The 15045-nt window shown below is 67.8% G+C and carries 10 protein-coding genes; 1 reads left to right on the top strand and 9 read right to left on the bottom strand.

Annotated elements, in window-relative coordinates; all coding sequences use genetic code 11:
- Positions 1 to 45: 45 nt before the first annotated feature.
- The 9 genes from prmB to IG196_RS15385 all read right to left on the bottom strand — a co-directional run bounded on the left by prmB (position 46) and on the right by IG196_RS15385 (position 10704).
- Complete coding sequence (gene prmB, locus IG196_RS15425; protein ID WP_192196827.1) at positions 46 to 927, bottom strand: 50S ribosomal protein L3 N(5)-glutamine methyltransferase; 882 nt, start codon at positions 925 to 927, stop codon at positions 46 to 48.
- Positions 924 to 2111 carry a succinyl-diaminopimelate desuccinylase gene (dapE, locus tag IG196_RS15420; protein WP_192196826.1) on the bottom strand — a complete coding sequence of 396 codons (1188 nt, stop codon included), beginning with the start codon at positions 2109 to 2111 and terminating at the stop codon, positions 924 to 926. The genes prmB and dapE overlap by 4 nt, the downstream gene beginning before the upstream one ends.
- Before the next feature lie 25 nt (positions 2112 to 2136).
- On the bottom strand, positions 2137 to 3285 hold the full coding sequence (locus IG196_RS15415; RefSeq protein ID WP_192196825.1) for a PilT/PilU family type 4a pilus ATPase: 1149 nt from the start codon (positions 3283 to 3285) through the stop codon (positions 2137 to 2139).
- Between the two features lie 81 nt (positions 3286 to 3366).
- Positions 3367 to 4200, bottom strand: a complete 834-nt coding sequence (dapD, locus tag IG196_RS15410) for a 2,3,4,5-tetrahydropyridine-2,6-dicarboxylate N-succinyltransferase (RefSeq protein ID WP_099789398.1) — start codon at positions 4198 to 4200, stop codon at positions 3367 to 3369.
- Between the two features lie 49 nt (positions 4201 to 4249).
- The gene (gene dapC, locus IG196_RS15405) at positions 4250 to 5461 is read right to left on the bottom strand and encodes a succinyldiaminopimelate transaminase (protein WP_192196824.1); all 1212 of its coding nucleotides are present in this window, start codon (positions 5459 to 5461) and stop codon (positions 4250 to 4252) included.
- A 58-nt stretch (positions 5462 to 5519) separates the two neighbouring features.
- Positions 5520 to 6518, bottom strand: coding sequence for a DUF3829 domain-containing protein (locus IG196_RS15400; protein ID WP_192196823.1), 999 nt, complete (start codon positions 6516 to 6518; stop codon positions 5520 to 5522).
- Between the two features lie 116 nt (positions 6519 to 6634).
- Entirely contained in the window at positions 6635 to 7282 is a 648-nt protein-coding gene (locus tag IG196_RS15395) for a LysE family translocator (RefSeq protein WP_192196822.1), read from the bottom strand.
- 13 nt (positions 7283 to 7295) lie between these two features.
- A complete protein-coding gene (argA, locus tag IG196_RS15390) occupies positions 7296 to 8642 on the bottom strand; it encodes an amino-acid N-acetyltransferase (RefSeq protein ID WP_101491709.1) in 1347 nt (448 codons plus the stop codon).
- A gap of 43 nt (positions 8643 to 8685) precedes the next feature.
- A complete protein-coding gene (locus IG196_RS15385) occupies positions 8686 to 10704 on the bottom strand; it encodes an AAA family ATPase (protein WP_225617055.1) in 2019 nt (672 codons plus the stop codon).
- Between the two features lie 362 nt (positions 10705 to 11066).
- Here IG196_RS15385 and hrpA point away from each other — a divergent pair, with 362 nt between their 5' ends.
- A complete protein-coding gene (gene hrpA, locus IG196_RS15380) occupies positions 11067 to 15032 on the top strand; it encodes an ATP-dependent RNA helicase HrpA (protein WP_412556383.1) in 3966 nt (1321 codons plus the stop codon).
- Positions 15033 to 15045 lie beyond the last annotated feature (13 nt).

Genomic DNA, 15045 nt, shown 5'->3' with positions numbered 1-15045 from the left:
ACGAGGCTGCATGCAAGGCGAAAAAGGGGGCTTGGGCGGGCGCCGCTAACGCACGCCGGCGCCGGCCAGCAGCGCCGTCCGGGTGACCAGCAGCACCTGGTCTTCGCCGGCCGAGGTTTCGAGCCAGACCACCTCGAGCTGCGGAAATGCCGCCTCGAAGTAGTCGCGCTCGTTGCCGATCTCCAGCACCAGCACGGCCTGCTCGCTCATGCGTGCGGGCGCGTCGGCGAACAATTGCCGCACGAAGTCCATGCCGTCGGTGCCGCCGGCCAGTGCCAGTTCGGGCTCGGCGCGATATTCGGCCGGCAGCGCAGCCATGCTGGCGCTGTTCACGTAGGGCGGGTTGCACAGCACGAGGTCGTACGTACCGGGCACGTTCTTCAGGCCATCCGACTCGATCAACTTGACGCGGGCGTCGAGCGCGTGCCGCGTGACGTTGATGGCGGCCACTTCGAGCGCTTCGACCGACAGGTCGGCCGCATCGACCGTCACATCGGGGTAGGTGAGTGCCGCGAGCACCGCGAGGCTGCCGTTGCCGGTGCACAGGTCGAGCACGCGCTGCGTGTGTTCGCCCAGCCAGTAGTCGATGCTGCCGTCGGCGATGAGCTCGGCAATGAAGCTGCGCGGCACGATGGCACGCTCGTCGACATAGAAGGGCACGCCTTGCAGCCAGGCTTCTTTCGTGAGGTAGGCCGCAGGCTTGCGCGTGGCGATGCGCTCGTCGATGAGCGCGGCCACCTTGGCCGCATCGGCCGGCGACACAGGGGTGTCGGCCACGGCGTCGATGTCGTCCAGCGGCTGCTGCAGGCGCCACAGCACGAGCCAGGCGGCTTCGTCGAAGGCGTTGGCGGTGCCGTGGCCGAAGGCCACACCGGCGTCGGTCAGGCGCTGGGCGCCGGCTTCGATCAGTTCGATGACCGTGCTCATTGGGCGAGCGCCGCGTCGAGCCGGCGCAACGTGCGCAGGTAGATGTTCTTCAGCGTCTCGATCTCGGCGACGTCGATGTGCTCGTCGATCTTGTGGATGCTGGCGTTCACCGGGCCGCACTCGACGACCTGCTTGCAGATCTTGGCGATGAAGCGCGCGTCGCTGGTGCCGCCGCTGGTCGACAGCTCGGTGTCCAGGCCGGTTTCTTCGCGGATCGCCGCCTGCACGGCCGTGACGAGTTCGCCCGGCATGGTCAGGAAAGGCAGGCCGCCGACGGTCCAGGTCAGCGTGTAGTCGACGCCGTGCGCGTCGAGCACGGCGTGCACGCGCTGCTGCAGCGACTCGGGCGTGGACTCGGTCGAGAAGCGGAAGTTGAAGTCGATCACCGCGCTGCCCGGAATGACGTTGCTCGCGCCGGTGCCCGAATGGAAATTGCTGATCTGCCAGCTGGTGGGCTGGAAGTAGGGGTTGCTTTGGGCGTCCCAGCCGCCGGCGGCGTTGATCGCCACGAGTTCGGCCAGCGCGGGCGCCACCGCATGCACCGGGTTCTTCGCCAGGTGCGGGTAGGCAATGTGGCCCTGCACGCCGTTCACCGTGAGCTTGCCGCTCATGGTGCCGCGGCGGCCGTTCTTGATCATGTCGCCGCAGCGCGTGACCGAGGTGGGCTCGCCGACGATGCAGTAGTCGATGGTTTCACCGCGTGCGGCCAGCGCGTTGCAGACGATCACGGTGCCGTCGACGCCCGGGCCTTCCTCGTCGCTCGTCAGCAGCAGGGCCAGTGTGAGCGCCGGGTCGGGCTCGCCCTGCAAAAATTCTTCGATGGAGGTCACGAAGGCCGCGACCGAGGTCTTCATGTCGCAGGCGCCGCGGCCGTAGAGCTTGCCGTCGCGGTGCGTGGGCGTGAACGGGTGGCTGCTCCACTGGTCGAGCGGGCCGGTGGGCACCACGTCGGTGTGGCCGGCGAAGACCAGCGTCTTCGTGGCCTTGCCGTGGCTCGGATGGGTGGGCCGGCGCACGGCCCAGAGGTTGGTGACCCGGAAATCGGCCGGGCCGCTCTCGATGGTTTCCAGCGTGAAGCCCAGCGCGGCGAGACGTTCGCCCAGGATCTGTTGGCAACCCGCGTCGTCGGGGGTGACGGAAGGGCGCGAGATCAGTTGTTCGGCGAGCTGGAGCGTACGGGACATCGAGGGAGCGGGGATTAAGGGGCGGTCAGAACTTCACGTCTAGCGTGATGTCGGTGAAGGTCGGTTCGTCGAGCTGGTCGGTCAGGTCGCGATCCTCGGCCTGCTTTTTGGGCGCGTCGCGGTTCTGCAGGCGCCACATCAGGTTGGTGGGCGAGTCGGCGTTGGCCAGGCCTTCCTGGCGGGTCACGCGCTCCTCGGTGATGAGGCGGGCGATGTCTTCCTCGAAGGTCTGCGAGCCTTCGGCCATCGATTGCTCCATGGCCTCCTTGACGCCGGAGAAGTCGCCCTTTTCGATCAGGTCGGCCACCAGCGCGGTGTTCAGCATCACTTCGAGCGCGGGCACGCGTGCGCCGGCCGGCGTGCGCAGCAGGCGCTGCGACACCACGGCGCGCAGCGCCGAACCCAGGTCGCCCAGCAGGGTGGGGCGCACCTCGACCGGGAAGAAGCTCAGGATGCGGTTCAGCGCGCGGTAGCTGTTGTTGGCGTGCAGCGTGGCCACGCACAGGTGGCCCGACTGCGCGTAGGCAATGGCGGCCATCATGGTGTCGCGGTCGCGGATTTCGCCGATCTGGATCACGTCGGGCGCCTGGCGCAGCGCGTTCTTCAGGGCCACCTGCAGCGAGGTGGTGTCGCTGCCCACGTCGCGCTGGTTCACCAGCGATTTCTTGTTGGTGTACGTGAACTCGATCGGCTCTTCGACCGTGAGGATGTGGCCGCTGGCGTGTTCGTTGCGGTAGTCGAGCATCGAGGCCAGCGTGGTCGTCTTGCCTGCGCCGGTGGCGCCCACCATCAGGATCAGCCCGCGCTTTTCCATGATGAGCGACTTCAGGATGTCGGGCAGGTTCAGCTCGTCGAAGCTGGGGATGACCGAGGCGATGTGCCGCACCACCACGGCGTAGCTGCTGCGCTGGCGCATGGCGCTGATGCGGTAGTTGCCGGCGCCTTCGAGGGCGACGGCCATGTTGAGTTCGCCCGTGTTTTCCAGTTCCTGGATGCGGGCTTCGGGCACCACTTCCGACAGCAGCGCCAGCGGCGCGGTCGGCGGCAGCACCTGCGCATTGATCGGCAGGCAGTTGCCGTTGATGCGGATCATCACCGGGGAGTTGGCCGAGAGGTAGATATCGGAGGCCTTGCGCTCGGCCATCAAACGAAGAATCCGTTCCATCATGTTCATCGGTCTCTCTCCTCGGTGCTGTTTTTTCTAGGGAAGAAGCGAACCGGCCGCGAGCGTTCAAGCGGCCGGCAGGTCTGCGGATCAGTCGCGCAACAGGTCGTTCAGGCTGGTCTTGGAGCGCGTCTGCGCGTCGACCGTCTTCACGATGATGGCGGCGTAGGTGCTGTAGTCCTGGCCCGACTTGGTCTTCTTGGGCAGGTTGCCGCTGATGACCACGCTGCCGCTGGGCACGCGGCCGTACGAGATCTCGCCGGTTTCGCGGTTGAAGATCGGGGTGCTCTGGCCGAGGTACACGCCCATGCCGAGCACCGAGTTCTCTTCGACGACCACGCCTTCGACGACTTCGGAGCGCGCGCCGATGAAGCAGTTGTCTTCGATGATGGTGGGGCCGGCCTGCAGCGGCTCGAGCACGCCGCCGATGCCGACGCCGCCCGACAGGTGCACGTTGGCGCCGATCTGTGCGCACGAACCGACGGTGGCCCAGGTGTCGACCATGGTGCCTTCGCCCACGTAGGCGCCGATGTTCACGTACGAGGGCATCAGGATCGCGCCCTTGGCGATGAAGCTGCCGCGGCGGGCCACGGCCGGCGGCACGATGCGCACGCCCGATTCCTTCAGCTCGGCGGCCGACAGGTGCGAGAACTTGGTCGCGACCTTGTCGTAGAAGCCCAGCGAGCCGGCCTGGATCTGTTCGTTGTCCTTGAGGCGGAACGACAGCAGCACGGCCTTCTTGATCCACTGGTGCACGGTCCACTGGCCCACGCCTTCGCGGGTGGCCACGCGCAGCTTGCCGTTGTTCAGCTCGGTGATCACGTGCTCGACGGCGTCACGCACTTCGGCGGGGGCGGCGGCGGGCGAGATGTTGGCGCGGTCTTCCCACGCGGCGTCGATGGTCTGTTGCAGTTGCTGTGTCATGGAGAAAGTCTCGGGTGAAAAAGGGGCAGGGAAGCGGGGCGGCGGGAGGTCAGCGGCGGCCGTCCTGGACGAAACGGACGATGCGCCGGGCGGCCTCGACGCACTCGGCCGTTTCGGCCACCAGCGCCATGCGGATGCGACCGCGGCCCGGGTTGGCGCTGTGGTCGGTGTCGCGCGCCAGATAGCTCCCCGGCAAAACGGTGACATTGTATTGAGCGTAGAGCGCGCGGGCGAAGGCTTCGTCGTCGCCAGCCCACACTTCGGGCACGCCGGCCCAGAGGTAGAAGCTGGCGTCGGGCAGGCGCACGTCGAGCACGGGTTCGAGCAGCGGCGTGACGGCGGCGAACTTGGCGCGGTACTGGGCGCGGTTGTCGACCACGTGCGACTCGTCGCCCCAGGCCGCGATGCTGGCGGCGGCCACGGCGCCGCTCATGGCGCTGCCGTGGTAGGTGCGGTAGAGCAAAAACTTCTTGATGAGGGCCGCGTCGCCGGCCACGAAGCCGCTGCGCAGGCCGGGCACGTTGCTGCGCTTGGACAGCGAGGTGAGTGCGATCAGGTTCTTGAAGTCGGGCCGGCCGAGCTTCATCGAGGCCTCGAGGCCGCTCAGCGGCGGTTCGTCGCGGAAGTAGATCTCGCTGTAGCACTCGTCGGCGGCGATCACGAAGCCGTGGCGGTCGGACAGCGTGAAGAGCTTCTTCCACTCGTCCAGCGACATCACGGCGCCCGTGGGATTGCCCGGCGAGCAGACGAACACGAGCTGGGTGCGGGCCCAGACGGCCTCGGGCACGCTGTCCCAGTCGACGGCGAAGTTGCGCGCGGGCACGCTCGGCACGTAGTACGGCTCGGCGCCCGAGAGCAGCGCCGCGCCCTCGTAGATTTGATAGAACGGGTTGGGCGACATCACCACCGGCTTCGGGTTGGCACTGGCGTCGACCACGGTCTGGGCGAGCGAGAACAGCGCCTCGCGCGAGCCGTTGACCGGGAGCACCTGCGTGGCCGGATCGAGCGTCAGGCTGTAGCGGCGATGCAGCCAGTCGGTGAACGAAGTGCGCAGTTTCAGTTCGCCGGCCGTGGCCGGGTAGGCAGCAAGGGCGCCGAGGCCGGCGCTCAGGGCGTCCTTGATGAAGGCCGGCGTGGCGTGCTTGGGCTCGCCGATGCCCAGGCTGATGGGGGCGAATTCGGGGGCGGGCGTGACGCCCGCGAACAGTTGCTTCAGCCGCTCGAAGGGGTACGGCTGCAATTTGGAAAGCAAGGGATTCATGCCCCGGATTATCGGCGACGGGCCGGGCGGCCCGCACGCCCCGCGCCCCTTGTCCCGCTCAGCAAAGCGGGTCGTTGAACTGGCCGATCATGTTGGCGAAGTTCTGGTTGTAGCGGTTGGCCGCGTCGACGATGCCCGAGCGGCCCATGCGGGCCATCGCACCGGTTTCCTTGCGCTTGAACACGCCGTCCTTGGCGTCCTTGATCACCGAGCGCGACTGGCCGATGAACTCGTTGATCTGCAGCATGCCGCCGCTGCAGCTCTTGCCGCTCTGGGCCGACTGCTCGCCGGTCTTCTTGCTCCAGCCTGCGGCCGAGTCGGCCACCAGCGCCAGCGAGGCCTCGAAGGCGGCCAGGGCCTGCGGATCGTTGGGCGCGGCGAACAGCGCCATGGCGTCGGCGTGGTTGAGCTTGCCGTGGTAGATGAGGCCGGCGCGGTAGTAGGCGGCGGTGTCCTTGGGCGCCTTCTCGAAGGCTTCCTTGGTGAGTGCCTGGTCGCGGGCGCTCAGGCCCTTGTCGAAGGCGGCTTCGGCCTGCGCGACGGTGGTGAGGGCGGCCAGATAGCCTTCGCTGAGCTGGCGTGCCTTGTCGCCGTTGTCGGCGAGGTAGCCCTTGGAATTGGCGTAGTCGTTCAGCTCGCGGCTCAGCGGCGACAGCACCTTGAGCGCGGCCGAGAAGGCCTTGGCCGATTCGTCGATCTCGGGCAGCGGCGCGGCGATGGCGGCGGCGGCATCGAGCTTCTTCGCCGAGCGGTCGACCAGGATGTCGTTCTGGATGCGCAGGCTGGTCAGCGGCGCCTTGGCCTGCAGCAGCGGCACCTGGGCGGTCATGTAGCTCTCGCGGGCTTCCTGGAACGAGGTGCGCAGGTTGTTCGAGACGTCGACATAGAGGTTGTACTTTTCGACGAGCTGCTGGTCGTTGGGGGCGGGGGCGGCCGGCTTGGCTTCGGTGGCAGAGGGCGAGGGCTGGGCGGCTTTGTCCGCCTTGTCGCCGCAGCCTGCGACGAGCGCCGACACGGCGACGAGGGTGGCACCCAGAAGGGTTTGGTACTTCTTCATTCTTTCATTTCCTCCGTTGAAAAAACAGCACGGGCAGGCCGCGGGATGGCGCGGTCGGCCGGGAAAACATCGTGGGGAGCGCCGCCGCCTGAAGACAGCGGTCGGGGGACGAGGCGTCAGACGGCGTTGGCCGCGCTGCGCCGGTAGAAAGCGAGCGAGCCCGCCAGCGCCAGCAGCATGCCGCCGCAGGCGCGGTCGATCCATCGCGTGGCCGACACCGTGAGCAGTCGGATCGCGCGCGCGCCGACGAAGGCGTAGCCGAGCATCACCAGCATGTCCAGGCCCGCGAAGATCAGCGCAATGACCACGTACTGCGGCGCCTGCGCGGCAGCCGGGTCGATGAACTGCGGCAGCAGCGCCGAGCAGAAGATGTAGCCCTTGGGGTTGGTCACCGCCACCAGGAACGACTTGAAGAAGATGCGCCGGCTTTCGCCCGCCGTGACCGTGGCGGCGGCGTCTGCGTTCGGCAGCTGGAAGCCGCCCTTGGAACGCAGCATGCGCAGCCCGAGCCAGGCCAGGTAGACCGCGCCGACCCACTTGAGCATCGAGAACCAGAACTCCGAAGCCGCCAGCAGCGCGCCCAGGCCGAGCGCCACCGCGCCGACCAGCACGAAGTCGGACAGCACTGCGCCGAGCATGCCCGGCAGTGCCCGTCGCACGCCGTGGCGCGAGCCGTTGCTCAGTGCCAGCAGCACCGTGGGACCGGGTGTGGCGATGGCGGCGAACGCCACGATGGCGAACAGCAGGGCGGTGGCGAGCGTCATCGGGGTGTCTTTCTCAGATCTTCTTGACCAGCACCTGGCTCTTGCGGTCCCAGTTGTACTTGCGCTTGCGCGCTTCGGGCAGCCAGTCGGGGTTGACCTGCTGGAAGCCGCGCTTGAGGAACCAGTGCATCGTGACGGTGGTGAGCACGAAAATGCTTTCCAGGCCCATGGCCTTGGCGCGGTGCTCGATGCGCTTGAGGATGCGTTCGCCGTCGCCCTGCGACTGCGATTGCGGCGACACCGTGAGCGCGGCCATCTCGGCGGTTTTTGCTTCGGGGTACGGGTAGAGCGCCGCGCAGCCGAAGATCACGCCGTCGTGCTCGATGACCGTGTAGTGGCCCACGTCGCGTTCGATTTCGGTGCGATCGCGCTTGACCAGCGTGCCGTCGCGCTCGAAGGGTTCGATGAGCTGCAGGATGCCGCCGATGTCGTCCACCGTGGCTTCGCGCAGGCTCTCGAGCTTTTCGTCGATGACCATCGTGCCGACGCCGTCGTGCACGTAGATTTCGAGCAGCAGCGAGCCGTCGAGCGCAAACGGCAGGATGTGGTTGCGCTCCACGCCGCCCTTGCAGGCCTTCACGCAGTGCTGCAGGTAGAAGGCGGTGTCGGTCGGCTTCTGCGCGGGCGGCAGCGAGGCCAGCAGCTTCTCGGCGGCGGCCAGCGGCAGCTCGGTGTCGATCGGGTTGTCTTCGCTCTCGGGCAGCTCGCTGTCCACGCGGATGCCTGGCACTTCGGTCAGGAAGATCAGCTTGTCGGCCTGGATCGAGATGGCCACGCTGGTCGCGACCTCTTCCATCGTCAGGTTGAACGCCTCGCCGGTCGGCGAGAAGCCGAAGGGCGACATGAGCACCATGGCGCCGAAATCGAGCGTGCGGCGGATGCCGGAGGCGTCGACCTTGCGCACCAGGCCCGAGTGCTTGAAGTCCACCCCGTCGACCACGCCCACGGGGCGCGCAGTGATGAAGTTGCCCGAGATCACGCGCACCGTCGAGCCGGCCATGGGCGTGTTCGGCAGGCCCTGGCTGAAGGCGGCCTCGATCTCGTAGCGCAGCTGGCCCGCGGCCTCTTGCGCCGAGTCGAGCGCCACGGCGTCGGTGATGCGGATGCCGTGCGAGTACTTCGCCTCGTGGCCCTTGGCCGCGAGCTGCTCGTTGACCTGCGGTCGGAAGCCATGCACCAGCACGATCTTGACGCCCATGCTCTGGATCAGGGCCAGGTCTTGCGCGATGTTCTGCAGCTTGCCCGCCGCGATGGCCTCACCCGCGAGCGCGACCACGAACGTCTTGCCGCGGTGCGTGTGGATGTAGGGCGCGACCGAGCGGAACCAGGGCACGAAGGTGAAATTGAAGACGGTGGACATGGGGCGTGATTGTGCATTCTTGGCAAGGTTTTGGTGCAGCGCGTCATGCCAAAGCGCGCAGCAGCCGGCCGGCCCCGGCCGCGGCGGGCGTGCCGCGGGCCTTGAAGGCCTCGAGCTGGTCGGCGTAGGCGTCCAGCGGCTCGACTGCGGCCTCGGCCGAGCCCGCCGGCGTAGTCGGTGCCAGCGGCAGGCCGAGCAGGGCGGCGAGCTCGTCGGGCGCGATCGAACCGTGCGTCATCAGCGCATCGACCACCGCCATGAAGGCGGTCGCGTGGGCTTCGAGCAGGCCCAGCGCGCGCGTGTGTTCGCGCGCCAGGAGGGCCTCGATCTCGCGGTTGGTGGCGGCCACGTCGGTGTTGAGGTTGTCGTTCGAATCGGTCGTCACGTCGGTGCGGCTCCAGCGGGTGCCGAAGCCCAGGTGGCGCACGTGGCGCGCCGCCGTGGCCGTGGCCTGCGCCAGGTCGCGCTCGGCGCCGGTGGTGCAGCCCGACTCGCCGAACACCAGCCGCTCGGCCGCGCGGCCCGCCAGGCTCACGCACACGCTGTCGAGCAGGTTGCGCTTGGACCACGCCTTGCGCTTCACGTAGCTGTTGTAGCCGCCCTCGAACGAGGCCACGTTGATGCGGATCTCTTGCGGCGCGCGGCCGAAGAGCAGGGCGTACACCAGGCCGTGGCCGGCCTCGTGCACCGCGAGCAGCGCACGGAAGTCGGCGTTGGCGCGCTGCTTGAGCCGGTTCAACTCCAGCGCCACCGGGAACTCGCGCCGCGCCAGCCGGAAGCGCGCGACCAGGCGAGGGCCACCGGGCGTGACCTCGCCGGGGTCGAGCATCAGCCACACGGGTTCGCTGCCGTGCGCGCCCTGTTCGAGCGCCCACAGTGCGGCGTTGACCAGCGTCGCGCTCAGGATCGCGTGGATCGACGAGAACAGCGGGCGCGTGCCCTGCGCCGGGAACACGGCGTTGGCGTAGATCTGCTCGTACACGCTCGCGTCGAGCACGAAGCGCACGCCCGAGCTTTCCTGGATCTCGCTCACGTAGCGGTCGCAGATCGACAGGATCAGGCGCACGTAGGTGGCGCGGCTGAACGACGGGTAGATCACGTGGTTGTTGCCCAGCCGCGCGACCTGTTCGGGCTTGAAGCGCTCGGCCAGCGCCTTCTTCACGTCGATGAGCGAGAGCTTCTTCGTCAGCGCATGGAAGATGTCGGCGTCGGTGTCGCAGTCTTCCACCCGCTTGGCGGTCTCGGCGTACATCTCGTCGAGGTTGCCCGAGACGAACACCAGCAGCTTGGAGTAGTCGGTTTCCCAGTTGTCTTGCGAAGCACGGAAGGCGCGCAGCCGCGCCTGGATCTCGTCGGGCTTCCAGGTCATGATTTCGAGCAGCGACTCGCGCAGCTTCAGGCAGCGCTTGAATTCCTGCGCTTCCCAGGGCGAGAGCTGCAGGCGGCGCTTGCGCTTCGTCTTGCCGGTCTTGGCACCGTCTTCGTCGTCTTCTTCATCGTCATCGGTGCGGCGGTCCTGGTCGTACTCGGCCCAGGCCAGCGACGATTCGATCTCGCCGAGTACCGACAGCGACGGCGGCAGGCGGCCGTCGGACAGCAGCGCCCACACGTCCTGGTAGCGCTCCACGCGCGCCTCTTTACCGTTGGCGTCCACGGTGCGAAAGCGCTGGAACTCGTCGAGCACGAGGATGCCGGGCGCGCCCTCGGAGATGCCCGACTCGGCCAGCATGGCCGAGATCGAGCCCGCGCTGCGGTGGCCCGAGCCGTGGCTGAAGCCGTCCATCTGCACTTCGATGAAGCGGTCGTAGAAGCCCAGGTGCTGCGCCAGGCGCCGCACGAGTTGCGTCTTGCCGGTGCCGGTCAGGCCCCACAGGCAGATGACGACCGGGCGGCTGATGAGCTGCGGCAGCACGTACCAGGCGCGCAGCGAATCGATCACGCGATCGATGATCTCGTCGATGCCGAACAGCTCGGCCTTCAACGAATGGGCAATGGCCTGCAGGTGGCGCGTGCGCTCGGCCAGCGTGGCGTGCAGGGCACGGGAAATGTCTTGTTGCGACATGAGGTTCTTTTTTCTTCGAATGATTGGGGGACACGGAAACAGGAATGCGGCCGCTTCTCCTCGCTGCATGTGAGCAGGGCGAGGAGGGCAGTGGTGCAGGCGCTGTGCGGGTCAGGCTGGCGCGCTTCGACCGATGCGAAGCACGCGAGCGGTGGGCGTTCAGTTCCGCGAAGGAAGCTGAAGCCGGCGCGCGGGCTTCGTCAGGCCGGGCGGGTCGCCTTGACCCCGCCACGTGCAGAGACGTGGCTTGCGCAGCGGATGCGCATCGAGAGGGGGGCAAGGAAGGAGGTCATGCCGCGATCGTAGCGGCGGCATGCGGTAGAGTAAAGAGTCTTTACGAAATTTTCTGCGCCACCTGCGGTATGCGGCCTCGCTGTGGATGCCATGCAACAGCGGCGGGGCCCCGCGATAATTGGCGGTTTGCCCGCCTGCCGCCGCGCGCAACGACCGACGACTGCCTTGCCTTGACGACCCTCACACCTCCCGCCCCCCTGCGCATCGAGTTCCCAGAATCGCTCCCGGTCTCCGGCCGGCGCGAGGAGATCATGGCCGCCATTGCGGCGCACCAGGTCGTGATCGTCTGCGGCGAAACGGGCTCGGGCAAGACCACGCAGCTGCCGAAGATCGCGCTGGCGCTCGGGCGCGGCAAGCTCAACGCCGAACCCGGCAAGGGCCGCCTCATCGGCCACACGCAGCCGCGCCGCATTGCCGCAAGCTCGGTTGCCAAGCGCATCGCCGAAGAGCTGAAGACGCCGCTGGGCGACGTGGTCGGTTTCAAGGTGCGCTTTCAAGACCGGCTGAGCCGCGACGCCTCGGTGAAGCTGATGACCGACGGCATCCTGCTGGCCGAGACGCAGACCGATCCGCTGCTCAAGGCCTACGACACGCTCATCATCGACGAGGCCCACGAGCGCTCGCTGAACATCGACTTCCTGCTGGGCTACCTGCGCGAGATTCTTCCGCGCCGGCCCGACCTGAAGGTGATCGTCACCTCGGCCACCATCGACGCCGACCGCTTCGCGCAGCACTTCGCCTCGGCCAAAGGCCCCGCGCCGACGATCATGGTGTCGGGCCGCACCTTCCCGGTCGAGCAGCGCTACCGGCCGTTCGAGGAGTCGCGCGAGCACGACCTGAACGACGCGATTGCCGACGCGGTCGACGAACTCTGGCGCGACCCGCACAACGCGGGCGACATCCTGATCTTCCTGCCCGGCGAGCGCGAAATTCGCGAGGCGGCCGACCACCTGCGCCGCCACGTCAGCCACCAGCCGCTGTTCCGCAATGCCGAAGTGCTGCCACTGTTCGCGCGGCTCTCGGGCCCCGAGCAGGACCGCATCTTCGAAAGTCACCACGGCCGTCGCATCGTGCTGGCCACCAACGTGGCCGAGACCTCGCTCACCGTGCCGGGCATCCGTTACGTGATCGACACCGGCACGGCGCGCGTCAAGCGCTACAGCTTCCGCAGCAAGGTCGAGCAGTTGCTGGTCGAGCCGATCAGCCAGGCCGCGGCCAACCAGCGCGCGGGCCGATGCGGGCGTGTGGCGAACGGCATCTGCATCCGGCTCTACGACGAGAAGGACTTTGCGGGGCGTCCGCGCTTCACCGATCCGGAAATCTTGCGTTCCTCGCTCGCGGGCGTGATCCTGCGCATGAAGTCGCTGCGACTGGGCGACGTGGCGCGCTTTCCGTTCCTCGAAGCGCCGTCGCCGCGCGCGATTGCCGACGGCTACCAGCTGCTCAACGAACTCGGCGCGGTCGACGACGCCAACGAGCTCACGGCCACCGGCGGCGAGTTGGCGAAGCTGCCGCTCGACCCACGCGTCGGCCGGATGATTCTGGAAGCCCGCACGCGCGGGGCGCTCGAAGAAGTGCTGATCATTGCCTCGGCGCTCAGCGTGCAGGACGTGCGCGACCGCCCGATGGAAGCCCAGCAGCAGGCCGACCAGGCGCACTCGAAGTTCGACGACGAGAAGAGCGAGTTCAGCGGCTACCTGCGGCTGTGGAAGTGGATCGCGGACGCGCGCGGCGGCCACGGCGACACGCACAAGCTCAGCAACCGCCAGTACGAACAGCTGCTGCGCCAGAACTTCATCAACATCCGCCGCGTGCGCGAATGGCGCGACATCCATTCGCAGCTGCTCACGGTGGTCACCGAGCACAAGTGGCGCATCAACGCCACGCCGGCGGGTTACGAGCCGCTGCACCTGTCGATGCTCGCCGGCCTGCTCGGCAACGTGGGCTGGAAGCTCGAAGACGACGAGGCGTACCTTGGCGCGCGCGGCATCAAGTTCTACAAGCACCCCGGCGCGCACCTGAAGAAGAAACCCGGCCGCTGGATCGTTGCGGCCGAACTGGTCGAGACCACGCGCCTGTTCGGGCGCGGCATCGCCAACATCGAGCCGCAGTGGCTCGAGCAGGTGGCGGAGCATCTGCTGAAGAAGCAGCTGCTCGATCCGCACTGGGAGAAGAAGGGCGCGCAGGTCTCGGCGCTGGAGCGCGCGACGCTGTACGGCCTCGTGGTCTACAGCGGGCGGCGCGTCGATTTCACCAAGGTCGATCCGGTCTCGGCGCGCGAGATCTTCATCCGCGAAGCGCTGGTCGGTGGCCAGTGGGAAAGCGAGTTCCCCTTCCTCACGGCCAACCGCAAGCTGGTGCGCGAGGTCGAAGGCCTGGAGCACAAGGCGCGGCGGCAGGACGTGCTGGTCGACGACGAGCTGATCTTCGCCTTCTACGACGCGCAGCTGCCGGCCGACGTGGCCAGCGGCATCACCTTCGAGAACTGGTACCGCCACGCCTCGAAAGACCAGCCGCGCCTGCTGTACCTCACGCGCGACGAGCTGATGCGCCATCAGGCGGCCGGCATCACGACGCAGTCGTTCCCGCCGACGCTGCGCCTGGGCGGTGTCGATTGCGCCGCGAGCTACCTGCACGAGCCGGGCGACGCGAAGGACGGCCTCACGGTCAGCGTGCCGCTGTTCGTGCTCAACCAGGTCAACGAAGAGCGCTGCGAGTGGCTGGTGACGGGCATGCTCAAGGACAAGATCCAGGCGATGCTCAAGAGTCTGCCGCAGCGCCCGCGCTCGCGGCTGGTGCCGCTGCCCGAGTCGGCGACGAAGCTGGCCGAGGAACTGTCGGCGCCCGAACTCTTCGGCACCGGCTCGCTCACCGACGTGCTGCTCAAGCGCGTGCGCGACCTGACCAGCATCGACGTGAAGCGCGCCGACTTCAAGCTCGACATGCTGCCGCCGCACCTGTTCATGAACCTGCGCATCGTCGACGAGCACGGCCGCCAGCTCGGCATGGGCCGCAACCTCGGCGCGCTGAAGGCGGAGCTGGGCGCGCAGGCGCGCGGTGCGTTCCAGGCGCTGGCGGGGCTCAACGTGAAGGCGTCACCGGCGCCCAAGGCTGCACCTGCAGGCGAAGGCCAGGCACCCGCGAAGAACGCTGCGCCCGAGAAGGCCACGCCCGCACTGCCCGCCGGCCAGCGCTACACGACCTGGACCTTCGGCGAGCTGCCCGAACTGATGGAAGTGCGGCGCGGTTCGCAGTCGCTCATCGGCTTCCCGGCGCTGCGCGACGAGGGCGACGCCGTGACCATCGAGGTGTTCGACGAGCCCGCCGTGGCTGCCGCGAAGCACCGCGCCGGCCTGCGCCGCTTGTTCGCGCTGCAGCTGAAGGACGCGCTCAAGTACCTCGAGAAGAACATCCCCGACCTGCAGAAGATGTCGGTCGCCTACATGCCGCTGGGCACGTCGGAAGAACTGCGCACGCAGATCATCGACGTGGCGATCGACCGGGCGTTCCTGCAGGAGCCGCTGCCGACCGACGAGTTCGCCTTCAAGAAGCGACTCGAAGAAGGGCGCGGGCGGCTCACGCTGATCGCCAACGAGGTGGCGCGGCTCGCGGGCGTCATCCTCGTGGAGTACGCAGCCGCCGCACGCAAGATCAAGGACACGAAGATCCAGCCCGAGGCGGTGCAGGACGCGGCGCAGCAACTGCAGAAGCTCGTCGGCAAACGCTTCATCGCCGACGCGCCGTGGACGCAGTTGCAGCACTTCGCGCGCTACCTCAAGGCCATCGTGCTGCGCCTAGACAAGCTGCGCGCCGACCCCGCGCGCGACGCCGCCAAGCTGGCCGAACTCAAGCCGCAGGAGCAGCGCTACTGGCGCCTCGTGGCCGAGCGCAAGGGCGTGGTGGACGACCGCATGCTCGAATTCCGCTGGCTGCTCGAAGAGCTGCGCGTGAGCTTCTTCGCGCAGGAGCTGCGCACGCCGCAGCCGGTGAGCGTGAAGCGGCTCGACAAGGCCTGGTCACAGCTTCAGGCATGAAAAAGCCCGCGGC

The organism is Variovorax sp. 38R (assembly GCF_014843395.1).
GTDB lineage: Bacteria > Pseudomonadota > Gammaproteobacteria > Burkholderiales > Burkholderiaceae_C > Variovorax > Variovorax paradoxus_H.
Note: the sequence above shows the minus strand (reverse complement) of the source record. Positions and strands in the feature narration are given on the sequence as shown.

What these genes read in the sequence shown, in the direction of transcription:
- IG196_RS15385 (WP_225617055.1), bottom strand. Translation starts at nt 10,704, where the DNA reads ATGTCGCAACAAGACATTTCCCGTGCCCTGCACGCCACGCTGGCCGAG.
- prmB (WP_192196827.1), bottom strand. Translation starts at nt 927, where the DNA reads ATGAGCACGGTCATCGAACTGATCGAAGCCGGCGCCCAGCGCCTGACC.
- dapD (WP_099789398.1), bottom strand. Translation starts at nt 4,200, where the DNA reads ATGACACAGCAACTGCAACAGACCATCGACGCCGCGTGGGAAGACCGC.
- IG196_RS15395 (WP_192196822.1), bottom strand. Translation starts at nt 7,282, where the DNA reads ATGACGCTCGCCACCGCCCTGCTGTTCGCCATCGTGGCGTTCGCCGCC.
- argA (WP_101491709.1), bottom strand. Translation starts at nt 8,642, where the DNA reads ATGTCCACCGTCTTCAATTTCACCTTCGTGCCCTGGTTCCGCTCGGTC.
- dapC (WP_192196824.1), bottom strand. Translation starts at nt 5,461, where the DNA reads ATGAATCCCTTGCTTTCCAAATTGCAGCCGTACCCCTTCGAGCGGCTG.
- dapE (WP_192196826.1), bottom strand. Translation starts at nt 2,111, where the DNA reads ATGTCCCGTACGCTCCAGCTCGCCGAACAACTGATCTCGCGCCCTTCC.
- IG196_RS15400 (WP_192196823.1), bottom strand. Translation starts at nt 6,518, where the DNA reads ATGAAGAAGTACCAAACCCTTCTGGGTGCCACCCTCGTCGCCGTGTCG.
- hrpA (WP_412556383.1), top strand. Translation starts at nt 11,067, where the DNA reads ATGCGGCCTCGCTGTGGATGCCATGCAACAGCGGCGGGGCCCCGCGAT.
- IG196_RS15415 (WP_192196825.1), bottom strand. Translation starts at nt 3,285, where the DNA reads ATGAACATGATGGAACGGATTCTTCGTTTGATGGCCGAGCGCAAGGCC.